The sequence below is a fragment of the Nostoc sp. PCC 9305 genome, assembly GCF_963920915.1.
Lineage (GTDB): Bacteria > Cyanobacteriota > Cyanobacteriia > Cyanobacteriales > Nostocaceae > Nostoc.
Genome location: NZ_CAWUDN010000008.1, coordinates 43,141 through 66,335, shown reverse-complemented (window position 1 = coordinate 66,335; position 23,195 = coordinate 43,141). Strand labels below are relative to the sequence as shown.

21 protein-coding genes are annotated in these 23,195 nt (G+C 41.7%); 6 read left to right on the top strand and 15 right to left on the bottom strand.

All coding sequences use genetic code 11. The annotated features are described in order from the left end of the window. Nucleotides 1–127: 127 nt before the first annotated feature. Nucleotides 128–844 (bottom strand): heme oxygenase (biliverdin-producing), encoded by a 717-nt coding sequence (locus tag ACM0OX_RS05010; RefSeq protein WP_334843628.1) that lies wholly within the window; start codon nt 842–844, stop codon nt 128–130. A gap of 790 nt (nt 845–1,634) precedes the next feature. Here ACM0OX_RS05010 and ACM0OX_RS05005 point away from each other — a divergent pair. Next, nucleotides 1,635–3,869 carry a DUF1796 family putative cysteine peptidase gene (locus tag ACM0OX_RS05005; RefSeq protein WP_414513556.1) on the top strand — a complete coding sequence of 745 codons (2,235 nt, stop codon included), beginning with the start codon at nt 1,635–1,637 and terminating at the stop codon, nt 3,867–3,869. A gap of 37 nt (nt 3,870–3,906) precedes the next feature. On the opposite strand, the gene ACM0OX_RS05000 is transcribed toward ACM0OX_RS05005, so the two are convergent. From ACM0OX_RS05000 to ACM0OX_RS04970, 7 genes are all read right to left on the bottom strand, one after another. After that, the gene (locus ACM0OX_RS05000) at nt 3,907–4,167 is read right to left on the bottom strand and encodes a hypothetical protein (RefSeq protein ID WP_414513555.1); all 261 of its coding nucleotides are present in this window, start codon (nt 4,165–4,167) and stop codon (nt 3,907–3,909) included. A 68-nt stretch (nt 4,168–4,235) separates the two neighbouring features. Beyond that, on the bottom strand, nt 4,236–5,714 hold the full coding sequence (locus ACM0OX_RS04995) for an amidase (protein ID WP_414513553.1): 1,479 nt from the start codon (nt 5,712–5,714) through the stop codon (nt 4,236–4,238). 112 nt (nt 5,715–5,826) lie between these two features. Continuing rightward, the gene (locus tag ACM0OX_RS04990; protein WP_414513551.1) at nt 5,827–7,329 is read right to left on the bottom strand and encodes an acyl-CoA synthetase; all 1,503 of its coding nucleotides are present in this window, start codon (nt 7,327–7,329) and stop codon (nt 5,827–5,829) included. Nucleotides 7,330–7,478: 149 nt separating this feature from the next. Further along, complete coding sequence (locus tag ACM0OX_RS04985) at nt 7,479–8,459, bottom strand: magnesium transporter CorA family protein (RefSeq protein WP_414513550.1); 981 nt, start codon at nt 8,457–8,459, stop codon at nt 7,479–7,481. Nucleotides 8,460–8,679: 220 nt separating this feature from the next. Beyond that, nucleotides 8,680–10,740: a tetratricopeptide repeat protein gene (locus ACM0OX_RS04980; protein ID WP_414513548.1), complete on the bottom strand. Its 2,061-nt coding sequence runs from the start codon at nt 10,738–10,740 to the stop codon at nt 8,680–8,682. A gap of 196 nt (nt 10,741–10,936) precedes the next feature. Then, a complete protein-coding gene (locus ACM0OX_RS04975) occupies nt 10,937–12,793 on the bottom strand; it encodes an aspartate kinase (RefSeq protein WP_414513546.1) in 1,857 nt (618 codons plus the stop codon). Nucleotides 12,794–12,912: 119 nt separating this feature from the next. Further along, entirely contained in the window at nt 12,913–13,482 is a 570-nt protein-coding gene (locus tag ACM0OX_RS04970; protein WP_414513545.1) for a Uma2 family endonuclease, read from the bottom strand. Between the two features lie 261 nt (nt 13,483–13,743). Here ACM0OX_RS04970 and ACM0OX_RS04965 point away from each other — a divergent pair, with 261 nt between their 5' ends. Continuing rightward, nucleotides 13,744–14,073 (top strand): DUF433 domain-containing protein, encoded by a 330-nt coding sequence (locus ACM0OX_RS04965; RefSeq protein WP_414513543.1) that lies wholly within the window; start codon nt 13,744–13,746, stop codon nt 14,071–14,073. Continuing rightward, nucleotides 14,073–14,432, top strand: coding sequence for a DUF5615 family PIN-like protein (locus ACM0OX_RS04960; RefSeq protein WP_414513541.1), 360 nt, complete (start codon nt 14,073–14,075; stop codon nt 14,430–14,432). The genes ACM0OX_RS04965 and ACM0OX_RS04960 overlap by 1 nt, the downstream gene beginning before the upstream one ends. Nucleotides 14,433–14,455: 23 nt before the next feature. Here the strand turns inward: ACM0OX_RS04960 and ACM0OX_RS04955 are convergent, their stop codons facing one another. From ACM0OX_RS04955 to ACM0OX_RS04945, 3 genes are read right to left on the bottom strand one after another with little or no spacing between them, the layout of a single operon-like run. After that, nucleotides 14,456–14,590: a hypothetical protein gene (locus tag ACM0OX_RS04955; RefSeq protein WP_414513539.1), complete on the bottom strand. Its 135-nt coding sequence runs from the start codon at nt 14,588–14,590 to the stop codon at nt 14,456–14,458. 25 nt (nt 14,591–14,615) lie between these two features. Next, on the bottom strand, nt 14,616–14,804 hold the full coding sequence (locus ACM0OX_RS04950) for a type II toxin-antitoxin system HicA family toxin (RefSeq protein ID WP_334696181.1): 189 nt from the start codon (nt 14,802–14,804) through the stop codon (nt 14,616–14,618). A 2-nt stretch (nt 14,805–14,806) separates the two neighbouring features. Continuing rightward, complete coding sequence (locus tag ACM0OX_RS04945; RefSeq protein ID WP_335229223.1) at nt 14,807–15,025, bottom strand: type II toxin-antitoxin system HicB family antitoxin; 219 nt, start codon at nt 15,023–15,025, stop codon at nt 14,807–14,809. Between the two features lie 641 nt (nt 15,026–15,666). Between ACM0OX_RS04945 and ACM0OX_RS04940 the strand changes: the two genes are divergently transcribed. Further along, on the top strand, nt 15,667–15,939 hold the full coding sequence (locus ACM0OX_RS04940) for a type II toxin-antitoxin system HicB family antitoxin (RefSeq protein ID WP_414513537.1): 273 nt from the start codon (nt 15,667–15,669) through the stop codon (nt 15,937–15,939). A 408-nt stretch (nt 15,940–16,347) separates the two neighbouring features. Here ACM0OX_RS04940 and ACM0OX_RS04935 read toward each other — a convergent pair whose 3' ends face one another. The 4 genes from ACM0OX_RS04935 to ACM0OX_RS04920 form a co-directional block, all read right to left on the bottom strand. Further along, entirely contained in the window at nt 16,348–18,426 is a 2,079-nt protein-coding gene (locus tag ACM0OX_RS04935; RefSeq protein ID WP_414513638.1) for a tetratricopeptide repeat protein, read from the bottom strand. 66 nt (nt 18,427–18,492) lie between these two features. After that, the gene (locus tag ACM0OX_RS04930) at nt 18,493–18,870 is read right to left on the bottom strand and encodes a hypothetical protein (protein WP_414513535.1); all 378 of its coding nucleotides are present in this window, start codon (nt 18,868–18,870) and stop codon (nt 18,493–18,495) included. 182 nt (nt 18,871–19,052) lie between these two features. Further along, nucleotides 19,053–19,442 (bottom strand): agenet domain-containing protein, encoded by a 390-nt coding sequence (locus ACM0OX_RS04925; RefSeq protein WP_414513534.1) that lies wholly within the window; start codon nt 19,440–19,442, stop codon nt 19,053–19,055. Between the two features lie 343 nt (nt 19,443–19,785). Further along, nucleotides 19,786–20,718: a lysylphosphatidylglycerol synthase domain-containing protein gene (locus ACM0OX_RS04920; RefSeq protein ID WP_414513636.1), complete on the bottom strand. Its 933-nt coding sequence runs from the start codon at nt 20,716–20,718 to the stop codon at nt 19,786–19,788. 147 nt (nt 20,719–20,865) lie between these two features. Here ACM0OX_RS04920 and ACM0OX_RS04915 point away from each other — a divergent pair, with 147 nt between their 5' ends. Together ACM0OX_RS04915 and ACM0OX_RS04910 are read left to right on the top strand one after the other, a co-directional pair. Further along, nucleotides 20,866–21,846 (top strand): alpha/beta hydrolase, encoded by a 981-nt coding sequence (locus ACM0OX_RS04915; RefSeq protein ID WP_414513532.1) that lies wholly within the window; start codon nt 20,866–20,868, stop codon nt 21,844–21,846. Between the two features lie 408 nt (nt 21,847–22,254). Beyond that, nucleotides 22,255–23,163 carry an alpha/beta hydrolase gene (locus ACM0OX_RS04910; protein WP_414513530.1) on the top strand — a complete coding sequence of 303 codons (909 nt, stop codon included), beginning with the start codon at nt 22,255–22,257 and terminating at the stop codon, nt 23,161–23,163. The last annotated feature ends 32 nt before the right edge of the window (nt 23,164–23,195 follow it).

Genomic DNA, 23,195 nt, shown 5'->3' with positions numbered 1-23,195 from the left:
AATGGGGAGCGGGGGAGCGGGGGAGCAGGGGAGCAGGGGAGCGGGGGAGCAGGGGAGCAGAGGAGAAGTTACAGTAAGTTTTTCCCCTCTGCCTCTTGTGCCCAATGACAAATGACAAATGACAAAATTAATTAGCCGCAGCTACTTCAGTGCTACCTGAATTCTGAGAACGAGTGAGGCTATTAAAGAGAACTTGACCGAGTGCTTTAATTAAACTTCCCTCTAATTCTTGAGCCATCTTTAAATTGAACCCAAAGGCATTATTGGCTTCTGCAACAATCCGTTCTGCTGTTATATCATCAACGGGTAATGCATTTAATGCCTGACGATACTTATCCTTAAATGCCTTTTTGTCAGGAATTTGCTCAAAGTTATAAAAGGATGTGCCTTCATACCCAGAAAGCTTCAGGGCTGACTGAGCAACTTTTTGTAGCATTTGACCCCCAGAAAGATCGCCCATGTAGCGAGTGTAGGCATGACCTAGCAATAAAGCCGGTTCACTAGCAGAAATTTCCCGAATGCGGTCAATGTAGCTCTGGGCAGCAGGTGAGGGTGTAACTTGCTCTCTCCAATTATCCCCATAATAGAACACCATGTCTTTTTCGAGCGAGGATTGGCGATTAAGTTCAGGAAAGTAAACCGCACTAATCACAGGATGCTTTACATGGCTCTCTAATGCCGCTTCTAGTTCGCTGTAGACGTAATACAAGTTGCTTAAGAATTTAGCGAAGCAGTCTCTATCCACAACTCCTTGCAAAAAACATTTCATGAATGCCACATTTTCCGCTGATGTGTGGGCTTGTTGAGTTCCAGAGCGGAGTTTGATGGCTAGATTGCTACTCATTGTTGCTTCCTTCATGTTCAAGCGCAAGGTTTTGGGCAGTCACCGACTCACGATGCCTACCACGACCAGCTAAAAAATTGTTATTCTAGGTTTAGAAAGGATCTGCATCACTCTATCCACAACTGCCGATGCAAATCCCAGCTATTTTTATTTCTCCTAAGATTATTTAACTATTCATTCATATATAGCTATTAAGATATTCATATTTATTTATGTTTTTCTGATGCTGATATTCAGGCACATCCTAGTTGACTAGTAACAAAAATGGTTGTGAGATAGGCATTTAAACTCTTCTGAAAGGATGGGCGATCGGCGTTGAACTCGTGACTTATGGTCGTAAGTGTGCAGCTTGCAGAAATAAAACTTGGGCGTTGCATATTTGCGGGATGATTTTGCTAGTTTTCTGGGATGGGCATCTTGCCCGTCCCTTGTATTTCAGGGCGCTCGTGTCGCCCACGCTACAAGAATCATCCCTTGATTCAGCAACGTATTTTAGTGCTATTAAAGGAAAAATTTAACTTAATCTTATCCTTGTTTTGATTTGTTCTTAGTTGTACTAAAACTTTTAATACAATATATTCTATTTAATTAGTAGTAAATCTTCTATAAAAATCTAATTTAATTTTTGAAAAGCTTGCCTGCTGTAGCTTTGAGTGATGTAACCCAGAAATTCAGTATACTTAAGAAGATTAATACCGGATTCTTAAGAGTTCTATGTGATATTCTCAAAACAGATTTAAGGATTCAGCTGACCGTTTGGTATGGCCCTCACTAAATCAGGATAAACTCTATGTATAGATTCCAGATCAGTGCATACACTCAAACGGGCGAATCCATTGGTCTGGTGGGTTCTACTCCAGAGTTGGGTTTGTGGGATATTAGTAAATGTGTTCATCTGCGTACAAGTGGCGATCGCTATCCTTTATGGTGGACAAATATTGACATTCAAGAGTCAGGCGAGCGCCAGAAAGTTGAATATAAGTATGTGCGTCTCGATGCAAACGGTAACGCAACATGGGAGAGCTTACTAGATACAAACCGCTGGATTCCCATTGATTCTAACAATGACGCCGACACAATTATTGTGGATGATGGCGGATTCGGTTATTTACAACCTTATCCCTTCGGATATATTGAGAACCCTGCTGTCAGAATACCCCTAGATGAAGAGACTGAAGGTTTAAAAATCGTAGTCATTGGCAGTTCCGTCGCATTAGGTCATAGAGCTTGGTTTTTGAAAGGTTGGGTCTGGCTGTTGGCACAGGCTTTACAGCAAAAATATGGTCATAAACTCGTGAATGTGTCGGAGGTGGGGGCGAATGTCAGCAGAACGATCGCTCGATTCCCCTGGTTTGTCACCCCAGAAAAACCAGATATTGTGATTATTGCCCTATCTCTGGGTAACGAAGGGTTAGCTTACTGTTCCCCTCACGAACGGCGGGCGGTACAACGGCGGTTTGAAAGTGGCTTGCAGCAACTTGTGAAAATGACGCGCGACATCGGAGCAATCCCGATTTTAGGCGGAGTCTATCCCAACGGTGATTATTCCCTGGAACATTACTCGCTGATTCGAGACACACACAAACGAATGCTCAGTTGGGGCGTGACTGTATTGGATTGGTTGGCAGCTGTAGATGATGGACAAGGACGATGGAAAGCGGGGACATCCTTCGATCCGGCTCACCCGAATACAGTCGGTCATAGCCTTATGTATCAGCAGATCGACCACCATTTATTCGATATCGACAAAGACGGATTAGCAAAAGAAAAACAACGCTTCCAGCAACCGAATGAATTTCCTATCTACTTTGATAATGGGGGCTTTCATATCTCTGTGTGTATGAAAGAGAAGCGTTTACGGATCGTTAATTCATCGCAAAACAGCTACACGATCGCTCCCTATTGGCAAGAACTACAAACTGCACTGCAAAGTAAGGCTGGATTGATATCAGGTATTTACATTGCAAAGAATACCCAGCCGGGGACGCTCCCTTTCTTGGCTGTAGAGGATGGCGCGATCGCAACTACAATAAACATCCCCCCAAATACCGATCTAGAATATAGCCCCGCCTTCAATCTCTTTTCGCCGAACAACGTTTTATTCGATGACGGGCATTTGGGGATTTTGCAAGCGGATGAACGCCACCTCTGGATAATCAACGAATCAGACAACGAGTACAACATTCAGCCGATGTGGACGGAGGTTTGTAACGCACTTAAAGCTATGCCATCGGGTGTTTATGAAGATCCGCTTTATCCCGATGTCCCTTTTCGCACGATGATGATTGGTAAGGATGGGCTAGAAAGTCGGGTGAAAGCACCGCCTAAGTCTGCGGTGTTTTTTCAATACAAATGTGAGTTATCGGATATCAGCCGTGTGGCGATTCTTCCCCTTGGCGATCGCTGTGCTGTCCGCATGATGTTATATAAGATGGAGTATGATGGCCCCGCCTTTCCCTTCGATCTCACACGCACGACTAATATTGCAGATGTTGCGGATGCGATCGAACACGGTTTTGATGATATGTGGAACCCTGCTTTTCTGCACTACAGTCCTGATGCAGGCAGAATTTACCATAGTAAGTGGTCGGGTTTATCCTTTGCCCATGAAGTTGAGGAGACAGACGACCCCACGAACGATATGTTTCCCGTCCATGAACGGATGCGCGTTCGTTACACAGCACGCTCTAAAAGGTTTTGGTATGCACTGCGGCATTGCGACAAAGTGCTTTTTGTTCGCACAGGAATTAGCGATCGCGGTGGTGTAATTGATCTGGTCAAGAAGCTAGAAAAACAATGCCAGGGGAAGCCATTTCATTTGTTGCTTCTTTCTCCCCAAAGCGGCGATCAGTTTTTAGACCTTCCCAATGTGCTGCATTACAATGTCGAGTTTAATCCCGATCGCATGTATGACGATTTGGGACACTGGATGTACTGCACAGAGGTGATGCGAGGAATTCTGGAATCCCTTGGTGTGTCCAGCAAAAACCTTTTTTGGTGTCCGCCCAAAATACCGAAGGGGTGAGAAACTGGGTAGAGGCGATGCCTACGGCTGGCTACGCCTACGCATTTGTCATTTCGGCGAACTCATTTGCTATTTTGGCGAACTCATTTGTTATTTTGGCGTTCGCATTTGTTATTTTGGCGTTCGCATTTGCTATTTTGGCGACTGGGTTTTTGAGTGGCTGTGAAATGATCTGCCGACTACTTACAGCTTGCTTTTGTCGCAAATCATCACAAATTGCTTGTAAATCATAGTTGAAAGCCTTTGCATGTTCTTCTCGAATTCTATAAATCTCTTCAAGAATTTCATCTTTCCACATATCTACTCTCCCATTATTTCGTAGGGTGTACAAAGGGTATAACGGTGAAGTTTAATTGCTGCTATTCCTCAATAGCCTAATGGATGGCGGAAATCACCAACCACTTTGTCAAGTTCTTGAGCGATCGCTAGCAATTCCATTTCGCGCCATCGCTTGCCAATAATTTGTATTCCAATCGGTAAGCCATTGTGAGTTTGCGCTATGGGAATCACCACCGCAGGATGACCACTCAAATTAAATGGCATTGTGTAAGCACCGTTTGCTACCGCATGAGGATAGGATTTGCCCTCAATATCAATGGCGCTCCAAGCCGGACAATGGGTAAATGCAGGGGTTGCTGTTACAGGAGTGAGCCATACATCCCACGCTTCTAAAGCTTCATCCATTTGGGAAATGAAGCGATCGCGCTCGGTGAGTGTCTCGAAATACCCTTTTAAGCTGGGATTCAAAATTTCTGGCAGAAAGCTGCTGAAATTCCCCAATTTTCGGAGTTTTTTGTCGCCTTGAGTTGCTGTGCGAAAGAGTAACTCTAAGCTGCGCAGCACATTATAGCGATCCTTGGGTTGGGCGTAGTTGTTGATATATGCTTCCATTCGCCCGCAGAGGTTCCATACTGTCGATAAATTAAAGTCTTTGGGAAGCCAGCGTTCAACATAAGTACCTGCTTGAGCGAGTTTTTGCACGACTGTTTGTATTGCGCCTCGAATTTCCGCAGCAACGGGAACCTCCACCCATTCATCAATCCAAGCAATTTTAAGATCCTGGAAAGACTTGCCTGATGGAGTATCAAGGGGAATCGGTGGCACATCTGGGCGACGCAAATCCGCACCAGCGATGAGTGAGAAACAAAGGCGAATATCTTCGAGCGATCGCGCAAAACAGCCAATAGTCAACATTTGTCGCAAGCATAGTGGCATTCCCGGTACTTCAGGGATACTTCCGGCGGTGGAAATACGGCGATCTGTTGGCTTTAAGCCATACACGCCGCAGAAAGTTGCAGGCTGGCGCACTGAACCTGCAATATCGTTGCCTATATCTAATGCTGAAAGTCCGGCTGCAACAGCAGCAGCACTACCTCCAGAACTGCCACCTGCTGTATAGTCAAGATTCCAGGGATTATTTACCCGTGGAAACAGAGAATTTGTACTTTGATAATCACCAGCCAGTTCTGCCATATTCGTTTTTCCCAAGATAACGGCTCCTGCTGCCCGCAGCCTTGCGACAACGGTGGCATCCTGTTGAGGAATGTAGTCTTTGAGAGGAATGTAACCTGCTGTGGTACGTAGTCCTACTGTTTCAAAAATATCTTTGATCGTGATTGGGACACCGTGTAGAGCGCCCCAGTGTTCTCCTCTAGCTAGAGCTTCATCTGCAAGTTTTGCTCTAGCACGAGCATTGTCTTCATCTAAGGTGCAAATTGCATTCAGCTTTGAGTTGTGTTTAGAAATCTGCGCCAAGTAAGCATCGAATACTTCGACAGCAGAGACTTGGCGATCGCGAATCATCTGAGCAAGTTGATGAGCGGGTAGAAAAACTAAGTCACTCATAGGTCGATTTCACCCCATTTGTCAGATTTTAAGGCTCGATCGAGTTAATTATATTTATTAAGGGGTTATAAGTTTTCAAATTCTGAGTATAAGTGGGTGTTAGCGATCGCTATCAGCAAAATAGCTCAACCACCGTCGGCTTAGTCACTTTCCCCATCGCGTTGCGCGGTAATTCTTCAACTATCAGAATTTGGGTTGGCACTTTATAAACCGCCAATCGCTCTTTTGCCCAACTCCTGAAAGCTTGTAATGTTAAAGGTTGTGAGCCTTGCAATACTAACGCAGCACACACCCGTTCGCCCCATTCTAAATCGGCAACCCCAACCACTGCACATTCCTGAATATCTGGATGGGTTCTTAGCACTTCTTCAATTTCTAAAGCTGAAACTTTATACCCTCCGGTTTTGATGATATCCACACTCATTCGTCCCAGAATTCGGTAGTTGTCATTCTCAATTACGGCAGTGTCTCCAGTACGGAACCAGCCATCTTGGAAGGCTTTGGCGGTTGCTTCAGGGTTTTGCCAATATTCTAGAAACACTCCAGGGCCTTTAACTTGGATCTCTCCTGGTGTTCCGGGTGGAACTAACTCTCCGTTCTCATCTACTAATCTCACTTCAACTTGAGGTAAAGGTTTCCCCACATATCCAGACAACCGCTCACCGTGTAAAGGGTTTGATAACGCCATACCGATTTCAGTCATACCATAGCGCTCAAGCAGAAAATGGCCGCTGATAGTCTGCCACTTTTCTAAAACTTGAACTGGCAACGCTGCCGAGCCAGAAATCATCAGGCGCATTTTAGCACAGCCTTCTGACATGATTTGTTGGCGTTCCTTAGAGGCTGTTTCCCAAGCAGTAATTAGCTTTACATAAATTGTTGGTACTGCCATAAATAGAGTTAAGTCACCGTCACAAATTCGCTTCCAAACGGTTTCGGCATCAAACTTGCTCAATATATGGCATTCTGCCCCAGCCCATAAAGCACAAGTCAGTACGTTAATAATTCCATGAATATGATGTAGTGGCAGGATATGTAAAATGCGATCGCTAGATGTCCATTCCCAAGCGGTATTTAAGCTAGTCACTTGCGCTTGAATATTTTGATGGGTTGTAACTACACCCTTGGGTTTACCAGTTGTACCACTGGTGTAGAGAATTAAGGCGCGTCTTGTGATATTTATTTCTGGGAGGCGACTAATATTATGTGGAAGCGTTTCTGAGGTGAGGATAAATCTCAAATTGTGTTCTTGGGCTAGCGATGCCTGCGGCGGTAAACTACGCAGTATATCCTCAAAATTAGGATGAGCAATAATAATCGATGCTCCAGAATTAGTAATTACATATTCTAATTCTGGGCGTGGATGGGAAACACACAGAGGTACAGCTATGCCACCAGCCCGCCAAATTCCCCATTGAGTGGCGACATACTCAAACCCAGGCGGAATGAGAAAGGCAACTCGCTGCTCTTGTAAATCTTCTGTATTTTGAAGAAGACTTGTTGCTATTTGACTGGAAGTGTGTAGCAAATCCCGATAGGTAAATGCTCTGTCCGTTGTCACAATTGCTATTTTTTCGTTATGTTCTTCAGCACTAATAATCAATGGTAAATTCACGTTTTTTTGCCGATTTAGGGTTGATTTAGTCTACTTACTGAAAATATATATAGAATAGTAATTCTATTTGATTTGCTTTCCACTGACAGTTTCAGATCCCCGACTTCTTGAAGAAGTCGGGGATCTTTTTATTAGTAACTTGATAGATACTACAACCAACGTTGTTTTTTAGCATAAACAATACTGCCAATCACAATTAATCCCATCATACAGATCACCACAGGATAAGCCCAAGGCTGTTCTAATTCCGGCATATATTTGAAGTTCATACCATAGAAACCAGACATAAAAGTGATTGGTAAAAATATTGTCGAGAGGATAGTTAGGCGATTAATTCGTTCGCCTGTTTTACTAGCAATATTATCGCGTTGAATTTCCATTAATTCTGACATCCAGGCTCTTATAGCTTGGTATTCTTGCCAGAGCTTATCAACGTGATGAACCAATTCTTGATTGAATAGTTCTTTTACTGGCTGGCTAATCCATTGGAAATCTTCATTATCCATAATAGCCATAAGTAACTTGATGCTTTGAAAATTACGGCGTCCAGAACGAGTAGATTGCCTCATTGTGGCAATTTTTTGGTACGTTGACTCATCACCAGAATTGTCTAAAACTTCATCTTCTAAATCATCAAGTTTTCTTGAAATATAGGTAAATACCGTTTCGTAATTATTTAAAATATCTTTAAATATGAGATAAAAAAGATAGTCAATTCCCAATTTTTGAATATCTAGAGTTCGCTTTTGGAGATTATTAGCTAAAATAGTTAAAATTTTTAGTTCAGCGATTTCAAAAGTTATGATAAAATTATTTCCAACTACAATATTGCCACGCACCACCTCAAACTCATTATTTTTTATTTGAGAACTTAGGATTTCATAACTGTCAAATAAACAATCTTCTATATCTTCATCAATTCCTACAGGGGAATGGTTGAAAATCATATTAACACGAGATGGATTGAGTCCAAAATGCTTGATAATTCTGGCTGTTCCAGTGCGATCGCGGAAGTGAATACAACGCAACCAAATATTGTGAGAACCATCAATTCTTTTCAGTACCGTATCGACATCTCTGTGGGTGAAGATTTCCAGGTTATCTGGATGAAAAGTAAGGAGAATTAGCATATAGCAATCCTAATTGAGTCGTAATAAAATACTGTGACTCATGGTAATTAATCAGGACTTTAGTCCTTGTTTTATAAGCACTTTAGTGCTTACTACAAACCATCAAAACTAGCTTGATAAAGTAATAGTCGTAAATTTGTAAAGTAAAACACATTTAAATAGCACAATCACTCTCTAAGAGTTTTGACTGTTGATAGTCAACACTATATTGAGTGGTAACTCAATTTTTTTCTATTTTCCCAGATTTAGGGCGCGTAGTTGGCGCTGGCGCTGAATTATTTTGCAGAATTGCAATTTCCCGCCGTGCATCTTGATAACTATCTTGTTCCCCTTGCTGTTGGAATAGTTTTGCAGCTTTTTGGAAATCTGCGATCGCACCCAGTTTATTTTTCTGCTGGGTGCGAATCACACCCCGGTTATAATAGGCTAAGGCATTGTTAGCATTAATTGCGATCGCTCGTGAATAATCCTGATTTGCAGCTTTTTTATTTCCCAGTTCGAGATAAGCGTTACCACGGTTGTTGTAAGCTGCTACATTATTAGTATCTAGTTTTAGCGCTGCGGTGTAATCTTCAATAGCGCCTTTATAATCTCCAAAAGAAAAGCGGTGAATACCTCTGTGAATATAAGCTGCAATAAATTTAGGATCGATCTGTAAAATAGTGTTGTAATCTTCAGTAGCTTCTACATTATTTCCTAGATCGCTGTAAATATCGCCACGATTCAGATAAGCTTCTATGTATTTGGGATTGATGTTGATTGCATCTGTGTAATCTTTAATCGCTTCAGATTTTTGTTTATTAATAGATTGAGTTAAACCCCTTTGATAATAAGCTTTAGCATCACTGGGATTAATTTTAATTACTTTATCAAAATCTTGGATTGCTTCAAGTCTTTGTTTGAGGCGACGGCGAAGAATACCTCGTTGCAAGTAGGCTTCAGTATACTGAGGTTTAAGAGCGATCGCTTTGCTAAAATCTTCAATTGCACCTTTATTATCCTTCGATTGAGCGCGAGCTAATCCTCGTCCATAGTAAGGGTATGCATCTTTAGAATTTAACTTAATTGCTTGAGTATAATCTGCGATCGCTTCTTTGTATTTGCCTAATGCCGAAAAAGCAAATCCTCGGTCAAAATAGGCATTAGCATCTTGAGGATTAAGTACAATAGCTTGGCTAGAATCTGCTTGTGCTTGCTCGTAGTCTCCTAATCGATAATAAGCATCGCCTCGCCGATTATAAGCCAAAGCGTTTTGCGGATCTAATTTAATAGCCTGATTGAAATCTTCAACTGCTCCTTCATAGTTTCCTGACTCATATTTATTTACTCCCTCTTGGTATAATGTCTTTTGAGCATTACTTACAAGTTTTGGCGATCTCAATTGCCACGCTGCAACACTAAGGGTAATACATCCAGCTATCCCTGCTAGAACTAGTAATAATTTTTTCTGATGCTGTTTTTGCTGATCGTCATCAACATTGATTAACTTTTTCAGGTCTTCTAAGACTTCCGTTGCATACTGGTAGCGCTTACGATAATCAAAACGCACCATTTTATTAATAATTTTTGCTAATTTTCTGTTAACTTTGAGATTTTTATCGCGCCAAACTATTTCACCCGTCAGCTTATTTTTCTGACTTCGCAAATTAGATATTTCCTTTGCAGGTAAAGCTTTCAGGGCTGCGATCGCAACTATACCTAAAGCATATATATCACTATTGTATTTGAGGTTGCCGTTAATTTGCTCTATAGGCATATACTCGGAATTGCCAACAGTATTATCGAGTGCTTCATTGAAAGTACCCAAATTAACCAAAACTAACTTTTTATCTGATTCCCGACGAATAATATTTGCTGGTGTAATATTCCGATGAATTATGCCATAGCTATGTACAACGACCAAAGTTTCTAATATCTCTGACAAAAGACTAATTACTTGGTCTTCTTTGAGAAGTTGTCCCTGGATAATTTCGTCAGTTAAAGGATTACCAGGTATGAATTCTTGGACTAGATAAAATTCTTCATTTTCTTCAAAAGAAGCAATGAGATTCTGAATTTTGTCGTGTTCTTGTCCGAGTTTTTCTAAAGTTGCTGCCTTGCTGGCAAACAAGCGGCGTAGGATTGTTAAAGCTTGAGGACTGCTATTAGGAAGAGATAACTGCTTTACTACAAATTCTTCACCATTAAGATTAACATCTTCAACTAGATAGGTTTTTTCTTTTTCCCCATCATTGAGAACTTTTAGTATTTGATAATGTCCATCTAGTAAATGACTATTCATCAATATAAAATTATAGTCTGATAAATTGCTCGATTATAGCTTAAGTGTTATTACTACTGATTTTAAAATATAAATATTTATTTATTAAGCAACTTCCAATGAGATCGCTACGTGGGTTGCTACCGCGTGTATATTGCAAAGTCCCTCTCCCAAGCTTGGGAGAGGGATTTAGGGTGAAAGCTCATTGATTAAGATTTTACGCTGGCACGACAAATTTCTCGCTACCAGCTAGTTCAAAGGCTGCATGAATGGCTTGCAAAGCTTTAACACCTTGCTCTTGTGCCACAACACAACTAATTTTGATTTCTGAGGTGGCAATCATTTGAATATTGATTTGGTGTTGGGCTAAAGCTTCAAACATTTTAGCGGCAATACCTGGTTGTCCTACCATACCTGCACCAACAATACTCACCTTAGCGATCGCACTATCTAAAACAACTTCACCCCATCCTAATTCTGCCGCTACTTGGGTAAGCATTTCTCTGGCATTTTCCCCGTCTATCCGCGAGACTGTAAAAGCAATATCTCGCCTGGGAACACCATCAATCACCCGGCAGCGCTGAGATTGGATAATCATATCAACACTAATATTATGTTTCGCTAATAATCCAAACAACTTCGCCGCCATCCCCGGACGATCTGGTAATTGGCGAATAGCAAGACGCGCTTGATTCAAGTCAAGGGCAACACCGCGAACGGGAGGAGAATTGGGCAGAGGGGCAGAGGGGGGGAGGGGCAGAGGAGAATCTATGCAGGTACTCTCCCCTGCTCCCTTGCTCCCCTGCTCCCCTGCTTCTATTTCAAAGGCAGTGCGGAGTGCATTGACGGCGCGATCGCATTGGTTGGCATTGACTACGCAACTTACTTTCACTTCGCTGGTGGAAATCATTTGAATATTCACGCCAGCTTCAGCTAATGTGGCGAACATCTTTGCCGCTACCCCAGGGCGGCCAATCATTCCCGCGCCTGCGATGCTGACTTTGGCAATGTTATGTTCTACCATTACCTCGGCTTCTTCCAACTTGGGATTAGATTGACTTCTCAGTGCTGGGGCGATCGCTGTTGCTACTGCTTCTGCTCGTCTTAATATTGGTGTGGTGACAGTAAAGGCAATGTCATTACTGTTACCTTCATGAACTGATTGAATAATCAAATCTACGTCTACTTTTTGCCGAGAGATTTCGCCAAATAATCTCGCTGCAACACCTGGTTTATCGGGTACGCGCAACAAAGCAACCTTTGCTTGGTCAGTGTCAAATTCTACATGATCTACTGGACGGGCAATTTCTAAATTGATTAGCGATCGCCCTTGGGGTTTGGCTGATGTCACCCAAGTACCTGGCTGATCCGTCCAACTAGACCTAACTACAAGGGGAACACCATAGTTACGGGCAATTTCCACAGCACGGGGATGTAACACTTTTGCGCCCAAGCTAGCTAATTCCAACATTTCATCGCAGGTGATGGCATCCATCAACTGGGCTTCGGCAACTAAGCGGGGGTCTGTAGTGAGAATACCTGGAACGTCTGTATAAATTTCGCAAAAATTCGCTCTTAATGCGGCTGCGATCGCCACTGCTGATGTGTCGGAACCACCACGCCCCAAAGTCGTAATTTCCATCTCTCCGGCGCTAGAGATACCTTGGAAGCCTGCTACTACAACTACTTTACCTTCATTTATGTGGCGAGTTAGGCGAGTAGTTTCAATATGCAAAATTCGAGCGCGGCTGTGTTCGGCTTCAGTAACAATTCCTACTTGAGCGCCAGTCATGGAAATTGCGGGTTGTCCGAGTTCCTGCAAAGCCATGCTGAGTAAGGCAATGGTTACTTGTTCGCCAGTAGAAAGCAGCATATCCATTTCCCGGCGATTAGGATTTGGAGAAATTTCAGTAGCTAGTTTGACGAGTCCATCGGTGGTTTTGCCCATTGCCGAAACCACTACGACAATAGAGTTTCCAGCTTTAACAGTTTTATAAACACGCTGTGCAACAGCTTGAATACGTTCGACTGAACCGACAGATGTACCACCGTATTTCTGAACTATGAGCGCCATAACTTTTTTTAATCAATTGTGCCTGCTTTCATCAACGCTTCCGTCTGGTTAGGAAGCATTCAAGGCTTATCAGTTATATAGTTTACTAAATATTGCGTCGAATGCCCTATAATAATTGATCATTCAAAAACTACATCTTCGTAGAGTGTTGCCATTGTTTCCTCAAAATCCACGCTATTGAGTCGAAATGATTGATGCTCTGATGTGTAAGATTGTAAAACCCATAACCCTTGTTCATTGCGTCGAAAACACTCAACTCTCTGACGTTTTGTATTAATTAAAACATACTCTTGCAGACTTTCCAGTGTTTGATAATCGGCGAATTTATCGCCTCGATCAAAAGCTTCGGTAGAATTAGATAAAACTTCGACAATTAAACAGGGAAATCTTTTATAACCTGGTGTTTCTCGATCTCGTCGATCGCAAGTAACCATCACATCGGGATAATAAAAGCGATTTAGTGATTCAATTCTGGTTTTCATGTCAGCGATGTAAACACGACAACCAGAGCCGCGTACATGATTACGGAGGAGAGCGAACAGGTTTCCCGCAATGGTAACGTGTGGATCTAGCGCTCCAGCCATTGCGTAGATGTAGCCGTCGATGTATTCATGCTTGATATCGCTCTGTTCCTCCAGTTGGAGGTATTCTTCAGCAGTCAGATAGTTTTGTTGGGGCGAGGCTATCATAGTTGAAACTTCAAGGTTTGAGTGATATTTATTGATGGCAAGTATACTTTATAATCCAATACGTTTCCGTTAAGGCAAGAGACGCGATAAATCGCCGTCTTTACAAAAGATTCATTCTTGTAAAGACGGCGATTTATCGCTTCTTTAAGAGCGATCGCTTGTAGATTTACACTTCTTTTCTAGAGCCTACGCCTTGACAACACCATCATTCAAGGCTTTGAGGCTAGATAATATAGCTATGAACTCCATTTGGGTAGACCTATGCAACTAGAAGATTATTTTGACTTTTTATCAGCCGATGATATTCGTCTGAAAGGACACCGTATCGGCATCGACAATGTACTTGATTATTACTTGGAAGGATATACGCCGGAAGAAATTGCTGCTAATCTACCTAGTTTGAGTTTGGAACAAATTCACGCTACTATTACTTACTATCTCCATAATCGCGCCGATATCGAAGCTTATCTGTCACGTCTGGCAACATGGCGGGAACAGCGTTACCAAGAATCGCTTACAAATCCTTCACCTTTGGTACAGCGCCTCAGAATCTTAAAAGCTCAAAGAAATGAACGTCAGGTAAGTGCTTAGTGAAAGTTCGTTTTTTGCTCGATGAAAATTTGTCACCCCGTCTGAAAATAGCTGTTCTTCGTCTTAACCCAGCAATAGATATTTTGCGCGTGGGTGAAAGTAATGCACCGATATTAGGAACTTTAGACCCTGACGTATTGCGTTATCTGCAATTATCTCAACGGCTGTTAGTGACAGATAACCGCGCTAGTATGCCGGCTCATTTAGAGACACATTGGGCAGAAGGTGGACATATTTGGGGCTTATTCTGGTTGCGTCCGAGAATACCAATAGGGCAATTAGCACAAGAACTATTGCTAGTTTGGGAGACTACTGAGGCAGAAGAATGGATCGATCAGTTGGAATGGATTCCTTTTTAAGCGATCGCTTGTCGATTTACACTTTAAAGTAGAGTCTCATTATCTTGATATTCTTTGATTTTGGCATATAAACTGGCAACCGTTTCTAGAGCAAATAGTTTTTCTTTAACTTGCAAATAGTGGCCTTCACTGAGTTTACAAGCCGCCCAAAATTTCATTACCTTCGACGGTTATAAGTGGCAGTTAAAAATTAGGTGATAAACCTGCTTGTTTACAAATCTCATTAGCAGTAATACGATCAATGGTACGATGTCGTTTTACTGGAAGAGTTTTCATATCATTAGTATATATAGAATGATTTCCTCCTTCCCTTAATAAATAAAAGCCATTTTGCTCTAAGTATTTAATTAGCTCTTTTCGTTTGACTGACACACTCAAACCTCTATCGGAATTTGTTCCAGCAAAGAACCGCCTGTCGGAATTTCTTTATTTTGTTGACGATAGGCAAGAATCATTTCTTTGGTTGCGTCTTGCAACATAGCCCTGCATTCTTCTATGGTTTCTCCTTCTGTGATGACTTCTTGCCATTCAATGAGTTGTCCCATATATCCGCTATTAGTTTTTGTATATTTTGCAGTGTATGTAATTAACATTGCTATGTTTGTGAAGATAATTATATGATTTATCGTAGCTGATTTTTTGTTGTGGGAGACATTGCTCTTCATCATTCACAACTGCATAATAGCTTTCGGCTCAATGATATACCAAAATAATGCGTGAATTACTCAAATAAGTAAGCAAACTGGGGTTTGAGTAAGTCAAAGCTTATTTTACTTGCGGAAAACACCAAAATGAGAAAGCAAAAGCTTATTTTGAGTAAGTCAAAGCTTATTTTACTTGCGGAAAACACCAAAATGAGAAAGCAAAAGCTTATTTTGAGTAAGTCAAAGCTTATTTTGCTTGCGGAAAACACCAAAATGAGAAAGTAAAAGCTTATTTTGAGTAAGTCAAAGCTGCTTTTGAGAAAGTAAAAGCTCATTTTGAGTAAGTCGAATGGCATTTTTACTGAGTTCAATATGAATTTTAGTCCAGGCGATACCTTTCCTACGGAACGCTACGCGAACGGTGAGCTTCTCTTCGAGACGCTGCGCGAACGCTAACGCACTTTTCAGTTTTCTCACGGTACGCTTTGCACAAAACTAGCTTATTCTGGATTTGGGGGGAGGCGATCGCTTATGGGTTTACAATCAATTTTTTAACGTAAAATTAAACTGGTAGGACAACGCGAGATTTCATGGCGATAAGATTTATTCTGAGCGACTATGTTGACCGAGCGATCGCCCAGGCAATTTATGACAAGTTAGAAGATGGTACATTTACAGGTAGAATTCCTGTTTGCAAAGGAGTGATAGCCTTTGCATTGACTTTACGCGAGTGTGAAGATGAATTACGCTCAACACTGGAAGACTGGATTTTACTTGGGTTAAAGCTGGCACATTCTCTACCAGTAATTGATAATATTGACCTCAACAAGGAGCCGAGCCTTGAGCCGATGGATACCGTGTAAGCGTCGGGATTTTGTCAAGAAATTACGACGGATTGGGTTTGAGGGGACTTATTCTGGAACAAGACATCAGTTTATGGTTTATGGGCAACATCGTCTAACTATTCACCTCTAATGATGAGTATTCTGTACCGCAATTGCGGATGATGATTGGGGAAGTTGAGGTGATTTTAGAGCGGGAAATGACGCTAGATGAATGGAATAGCCTTTAAGATTTACCAAGAAGCGATCGCTCTTAGTCTATATTAATAAGATTTAGGAGAGTGATGTCTACGACGGGCTATTCGGCGTCGCCTTTACAACACCATCATTCCACCTCAGAACACGAAAATCTGAGTTTGAGCGATACCTTCGGTAAGCTCCGCTAACGCACTTTTCAGTTTTATCACGGTAGCTTTGCACAAAACTAGCTTATTCTGGATTTGAGGAGAGGCGATCGCGAAGATATACTAAATTTCCACGAATAGTAACAGTATTTGGATGATCCACACCTAATCGCCGCTCACAAATATCCAAAGCTTGGATGTAAAGGGGTTCGGCTTCGCTGTATCTGCCTTGGGAATCGTAGAGTAACGCTAGATTGTTGAGGCTAGTGGCGACAGATGGATGTTCTTCTCCGAGCAGCTTGCGGCAGAGTGCCAAAGCTTGAATGTAAAGGGGTTCGGCTTCGCTGTATCTGCCTTGGGAATCGTAGAGTGACGCTAGGTTGTTGAAGCTAGTGGCGACAGATGGATGTTCTTCACTCAGCAGCTTGCGCCAGAGTGCCAAAGCTTGGATGTAAAGGGGTTCGGCTTCGCTGTATCTGCCTTGGGAGCGGTAGAGTAACGCTAGGTTGTTGAGACTAAGTGCGACATCTGGATGTTCTTCACCCAGCAGCTTGCGGCAGAGTGCCAAAGTTTGGATGTAAAGGGGTTCGGCTTCGCTGTATCTGCCTTGAGAGTAGTAGAGTAACGCTAGGTTGTTGAAGACTGGTGCGACATCTGGATGTTCTTCACCCAGCAGCTTACGGTAGAGTGCCAAAGCTTGGATGTAAAGAGGTTCGGCTTCGCTGTATCTGCCTTGAGAGTAGTAGAGTAACGCTAGATTGTTGAGGCTAGTGGCGACAGATGGATGTTCTTCTCCGAGCAGCTTGCGGCAGAGTGCCAAAGCTTGGATGTAAAGGGGTTCGGCTTCGCTGTATCTGCCTTGGAAGTCGTAGAGTAACGCTAGGTTGTTGAGACTAAGTGCGACATCTGGATGTTCTTCACCCAAGCGCTTTTTAGTGACTTCTAAACACTGCTCATACCAAAGTAAAGCTTGGTTATATAAACCTTGACCATTGTAAAATCGAGCGTTGCCGACAAAAGACCAAGGTAAATCATCATCGCTGACGTATTGAATAAGATTCTTCGCTACCTCAGCTAAATGAGGTATAGTAGGGGTGACATAGGTAATTTGCTCAAGTGTGGGAGTTTCAGGAATATTTTTAGCAACTGCTACCATTACTCCACAAAGCGATCGCTTTAATTCCTCTCCCTTATCTAAACCTCTACACTTATATTGAAAAAACTCCCGTAGCAGTGGATGCAGTTGATATATTCCCTCACCTTTGCGCTGAACTAAATGCAGATTCAGCAAGGTATCATCTCTAATTTCCTCTAAATCTTCGACATCTTCCTCTGGTAAACACTGTTCCACCAACTTCCAAGGTATGGGTGCGGCTGCAAATAAACTCAATAAACAACCCAATTGTTTATCGTCGTTCTCTAATTCCTGCCAACTCAATTCAAAGGCAGCTAACACACCTCGTTGTGCTGTCATATCAGCTTCCGACTTAGATTTAGACAGAGAACGCTCATCTAATCGCTTGTTCTCCAACCGCCGCAACATTTCTGCTAAAGATAAATCCTGTTTCCGCGCCAGATAGCGCCCTACTAATTCCACACCCAAAGGTAAATATCCCAGCCATTCACACAACTGATTTGCTAAAGCTAATTCTTTTTCAATTCGCCCCGGTGTTTCTTTGAGTAAAGACTTTAATAACTCCAGCGCTTCCTCTGGTTGCAGCACATCCAAAGATAACTTTGCGATGCGTCCCAAGTTCTGGCGCGTAGTCATCAACACTTTAAACCGAGAAGGTAGCGACTGTAAGTAAGGCTTAACTTCGTCATAGTCGCTGACATCATCCAGCACTAGCAACACATCACCCCCACGCCAACGCCGCCAACAGTATTGCACTTGGGCGAGTATGTCAAAATCTTCTGGCGGCTTTAAGTCAAGCTGCGTTCTGGCAAACTGCACAACTTGAATGCCCACATCCCCACTTTTTGGTAGCAACCAGCAAAGCCCACCGTTGTATGTTTCGCGGTACTTGATGGCATATTGTAAGGCGAGTTCTGTTTTACCAACTCCACCCATCCCTGCAATAGCAGCAATGGCAACTTGTTTATTATCCTGCAAAAGTTTGTGGAGTTGTTGCAATTCTTCCTCACGCCCGACAAACTCCACCACCCCACTCAGGGGCAAATTTTGCGGTATTTCAGTAGAAAGTATCAATTCCCCTTCGGGCGACTTTAGTCAGAAGTTTAAGGTGTTACCAGAAATGGTATTAGTTCCACCTTTAATATTTATCCCCTGCCAATTTTCAATAATAGTGTTCGTCAGTTGAGGTTGTGCTTCATTGGCTACAGCTTCCACAGCTTGAGCAATTTCAGGATCTTTCTTCGCCGCTTCCTCTACTTGCTGTCCAACAAGATAAGCCTGATTGTAATCTAAAGGTTGTGTTTGAGCCAGTTCGATAAGCTTCGCCGTGCTAGGTTCCTTAAGTTTGAGCAAAACTAACAACTTTTCGCCCTCGTTCCAAGCCTTTTCGCCGATGATTTCCCCAGTTTTTTCAAAGGCTTTGATAATTACCAAGGTTGCGATCGCAGCTGCTGTCAGTGATACTGGCTCCATAAGTTTCCCAAAATATACGAGATTTCACTTATGGCTTTTAGTCTAACAGCCTCTTACCAGTTGTACAAAATTCATTCTTAATTCTGACTCCTGACTCCTGAATTCTGTTTTGATAAAACAAATTAAGGGACGACTCCAACAGGTGAAATCGTCCCTTTAAACTTATAAAAGTGAAATATTCTCTATCTGCTTACCCTGGAAGGTTCAACCCACTCATCCCAAGAGCTATCATAGCCATCATAAGTAATTTTATAAAGATCGTTGCTAACTTCTAAAACCTGCCCTGGATACCATTTTCCTTTCCACAAAATTCTCACTGCATCTCCAGCTTGAAATGATGCCCGAAAGCGTGTAGTGCCAACCCACTCATTCCAGGAACTATCATAACCATCGTAGGTAATATAGCACTTCTCATCATTAACCTTAAGTACCGTTGCTGAATACCATGTTTCCTTCCAAAGAACCTCAGCCTTTTGTCCCGCAGAACAGGGTGAAGCAGCAAAAGCACTGGGAATTAATGTTCCTACCCAAGTTGCCATGAATATAGCGCCAAACAATACTTTGTTTTTCATGATTATTTCTATCCTCAAACAGTAAAACCAAATTTTGATAATGATTTATGGAAATCTACTTCAAAATTTGCAACTAACTGTTACTATTTTCGTGGGATTTATTTAGCGATCGCCTCAGCAAAAATTAGGAATTTCTGCCGCCGAATGTGAAGATAGCACCGCAGGATTCCGCATTTAAAAATAACAGTAGTTACTGATTTTACAAATTTGACATCAAAAGCCCTCACCCTAAATCCCTCTCCCAAGTTTGGGAGAGGGACTTTGAAATTTACTCCCCTTCTCCCACAGTTGTGAGAAGGAGTTTGGGGATGAGGGCTTTTGATTCATACAAGAGGTTTATTTTTTAATTCCCCTTTCTAAATCTAATTTCATAAAGTCCTAGTAAACCTGCTGCTACTAGCAAAGGTAAGAAATAATAGACTCCCCGATAAGCTAACATTGATCCCAAAACTGCCGCCGCCGAAACTTTTGAGGAGAGAATCAGCAAAATTATAGTTTCAAATACTCCCAAACCACCAGGGACATTACTAACCACACCCGCAAACATCGCTAGTAAATAAATTCCCAAAAAGTCTAAATATGACAAAGATATATTGCTAGAAAGTAAAGCATAAAGAACTGCTGCCGCCAGAATCCAGTCAAAACTAGAAATTGCTATTTGAGCCAGAGATATTGTAAAAGAAGGAAATCGAAATTCATGTCCACGAATTATTAATGGTTGTTTAATAAAAATACTTCCTAGTAAATAAACCGCAACTAATAGCAGAAAAATTACGCCGATGGGACGCACAGTAGCAAAAGGTAAATGTAATTGAGTGGGAATCTTCAGGGGGTTGATGAGGAACAATAAACCTGCAACGGCAAACATTCCCAACCAAAAAGTAAAATTGGCGAAAGCAATGACTTGAGCGATCGCAACTGCTGACACACCCCAACTTGAGTAAAATCGATAACGGATAGCACTGCCAGTCAGCAAGGCAAAACCGATGGTATTACTAAATGCAGAGCTAATAAAGCTAGTGAAAGCTATCTTATTCCAACTTAAAGAACGATTAATGTAGTTAAAACCTAAGATATCGTACCCAATCATCACTAGATAGCCGAAAGCTGTCAGCCAAATTGCCCAGCTTAAGCGACTTTTGGGAATAGCAGCTAGAGAGTTGAGGATATCACGATAATTATACTGACGTAACTCGTTTGCGATCGCCAACAGGGAAAGCACCAGCAACAACAAGCCAAACAAAGAACTGAAATTGAGTTGCAGCTTTTTAAGCATCATGAAGAAACTTATCCTAACTCTTGACTTTTAATTTACAACTAGTCGTAAAGTTTCCATCTTGTTGACACAGCGTTGACATACAGTTTGCATAAGCTTTTGAAGGCAAGCAACAACTAACTACGCCATGCTCAATGCCTTTCAAAAATGAACTACAAACAATCTAGAATTCTCTTGCTATTTTCAGTATTAACCCTAGTTGGCTGTAATTTTTCCCAAGGTGTCGTCGCAAAACCACCGCAACAGCAGGATTTACAAACAACGCCTTCCGTGCTGACAACCCAGCGCAATACTAGCAACTCAGCGACTCTCCTAACCTACAAAATTGAAACCTACGATAGTCAAGCAATGGGTGCAAATCGCACTTATGGCGTTTCTTTACCTCCTGGCTATGAGCAAAACCCCAAACAAAGGTATCCTGTAATCTTTCTCCTCCACGGTGGACATGGTAATCCCAGTGATTGGTTTATTCAGAATAAGGGACAAGCTCTCAAGACAGTAGAACAACTTTATGCTACAGGTAAGTTGCCACCCAGCATCATCATTACACCAGATGGCAACGACAAACGCGGCTCTAGTCCGTACCGAGATCCCGAATATATCGATGGCCCTAACGGTAAAGTCTCAACAGCTGTAGGCGATGAGTTAGTAAAAGTTATCCAAAGCCGTTATCGTACAATCAATAATCCAGATTTTTGGGCGATAGGTGGTTTATCTTCTGGTGGTTGGGGAGCAATCAATGTGGGATTACACAACCTAGATCGTTTCTCGATTTTATTTAGTCATAGTGGTTATTTTAATGATAAAAGTGGCCCAGCAAATAGCCCAATATTTTATATTAAAACCATTCCTATACAAGCCCAAAAAAGGTTAAAAATTTATCTAGATTCGGGTACATCAGATACTGATGAAATCAGGGAAGCAGAGCGATTTAGTAAAGTGTTAAATCAACTGAAAATTTATAATTCATTTCATGAATTTCCTGGCAGTCACACTTGGCAATACTGGCGGAAACATTTAGCAAACTCATTGATATTTGTCGGCGAACAATTTCGAGCTTCTGAAACAGCAAATATGGCTGATAAAAATTTAAGTATTAATCATAAAAAAATGCTCAAAAGAATTTAAAATCCATAGTACAATGTCTAAACTAGTAATAAAAAGTTTGTAGTAAGCACTTTAGTGCTTAGAGGATGTCTAAGAAGTATCAAATATTTCTTGATCCCCCCTAACCCCCTTAGAAAAGGGGGGAATAAGAGTCTTAAAGTCCCCCTTTTTAAGGGGGATCTCCAAGGGTTAGATGTATACAAAAAAACTTTTCAGACATCCTCTTAGAAAATCAAGGACTAAAGTCCTTACTACGAACTTAATTACCCATGAATTTAAACTTGATAGACTATTAGTAGAAATCATACTATTTTGCCGAGCAGTTGATACTTAAAATCCAAGGTGAAAAACTATACTGCCATTTTTCAAAAGATTCATTATAGTAAGTTTTAATGGAGGTGATTTTTTATTTAAAAGAATATAAAGAATATGAAGATTTATAAATTGTTAATTAGCTTAGTAGGAGCGATCGCACTCTTCACTGGCGCAGGTTATTATTATGTATTCATCTTAGGTGCGCCACAACTAGACCCACCTAAAAAAGCGGCAAATACCGGGCTAAAGTTTCAATTAGCAACCTTCAACTCCCAAGCGATGGGTGCAGTTCGTAACTACGGTGTGATTTTGCCTCCTAGTTATAATAACAATCCACAAAAGCGCTACCCTGTGATATTCTTACTACACGGTGGTCATGATGATGCTCGTGCTTATGCTAATAAATACGCACTCTTAGACGTATTGCATGAACTTTATCAAAATGGAAAATTACCGCCATCGATTGTGATTACACCTGATGGTAATGATAATCGCGGTTCTAGTCCTTTATACGACCCCGATTACTTTGATGGGCCGAATGGCAAAGTGGGAACTTTAATTGGTTCAGAATTAGTACAAGTTGTCAAGTCGCGCTACCGCACTTTGAAAGAACCCCAATTTTGGGCGCTAGGAGGTCTATCTTCTGGAGGATGGGGTGCATTTAATATCGGATTACGCTATCTCAATAACTTTCAGATTTTGTTTAGCCACAGTGGTTACTTTACTGATGACAGCGGTTCACAAAATAGTCCTCAACAAATTGTGCAACAGCTAACCGTTCAAGATAGGAAGCGATTGCGCGTTTACCTAGATGCGGGTGTAAACGATACTAATTTGCTAGCTTCTACCAAAGCCTTCAACGAAACCTTAAATAAATTAGGCATTGCTCACGTGTTTTATGCATTTCCTGGAGGTCATGGTTTGTCTGGTGCTAATGTAGGCTGGAACTACTTCCACAAACATCTTAAAGATTCACTCTCGTATGTAGGGGAACAGTTTAAAAAGTTAGAAATTAGGAGTTAAGAGTTAAAAATTGAAAACTCCTAACTCCTAAC

Excerpts from the sequence above, each read along its gene's own strand:
- ACM0OX_RS04965 (WP_414513543.1), top strand. The coding sequence starts at position 13,744 with ATGCAACTAGAAGATTATTTTGACTTTTTATCAGCCGATGATATTCGT.
- ACM0OX_RS04995 (WP_414513553.1), bottom strand. The coding sequence starts at position 5,714 with ATGAGTGACTTAGTTTTTCTACCCGCTCATCAACTTGCTCAGATGATT.
- ACM0OX_RS04920 (WP_414513636.1), bottom strand. The coding sequence starts at position 20,718 with ATGCTTAAAAAGCTGCAACTCAATTTCAGTTCTTTGTTTGGCTTGTTG.
- ACM0OX_RS05000 (WP_414513555.1), bottom strand. The coding sequence starts at position 4,167 with ATGTGGAAAGATGAAATTCTTGAAGAGATTTATAGAATTCGAGAAGAA.
- ACM0OX_RS04975 (WP_414513546.1), bottom strand. The coding sequence starts at position 12,793 with ATGGCGCTCATAGTTCAGAAATACGGTGGTACATCTGTCGGTTCAGTC.
- ACM0OX_RS04945 (WP_335229223.1), bottom strand. The coding sequence starts at position 15,025 with ATGTTAATTACATACACTGCAAAATATACAAAAACTAATAGCGGATAT.
- ACM0OX_RS05010 (WP_334843628.1), bottom strand. The coding sequence starts at position 844 with ATGAGTAGCAATCTAGCCATCAAACTCCGCTCTGGAACTCAACAAGCC.
- ACM0OX_RS04910 (WP_414513530.1), top strand. The coding sequence starts at position 22,255 with ATGAAGATTTATAAATTGTTAATTAGCTTAGTAGGAGCGATCGCACTC.
- ACM0OX_RS04925 (WP_414513534.1), bottom strand. The coding sequence starts at position 19,442 with ATGAAAAACAAAGTATTGTTTGGCGCTATATTCATGGCAACTTGGGTA.
- ACM0OX_RS04985 (WP_414513550.1), bottom strand. The coding sequence starts at position 8,459 with ATGCTAATTCTCCTTACTTTTCATCCAGATAACCTGGAAATCTTCACC.
- ACM0OX_RS04970 (WP_414513545.1), bottom strand. The coding sequence starts at position 13,482 with ATGATAGCCTCGCCCCAACAAAACTATCTGACTGCTGAAGAATACCTC.
- ACM0OX_RS04955 (WP_414513539.1), bottom strand. The coding sequence starts at position 14,590 with ATGAAATTTTGGGCGGCTTGTAAACTCAGTGAAGGCCACTATTTGCAA.
- ACM0OX_RS04980 (WP_414513548.1), bottom strand. The coding sequence starts at position 10,740 with ATGAATAGTCATTTACTAGATGGACATTATCAAATACTAAAAGTTCTC.
- ACM0OX_RS04915 (WP_414513532.1), top strand. The coding sequence starts at position 20,866 with ATGAACTACAAACAATCTAGAATTCTCTTGCTATTTTCAGTATTAACC.
- ACM0OX_RS04940 (WP_414513537.1), top strand. The coding sequence starts at position 15,667 with ATGGCGATAAGATTTATTCTGAGCGACTATGTTGACCGAGCGATCGCC.
- ACM0OX_RS04930 (WP_414513535.1), bottom strand. The coding sequence starts at position 18,870 with ATGGAGCCAGTATCACTGACAGCAGCTGCGATCGCAACCTTGGTAATT.
- ACM0OX_RS05005 (WP_414513556.1), top strand. The coding sequence starts at position 1,635 with ATGTATAGATTCCAGATCAGTGCATACACTCAAACGGGCGAATCCATT.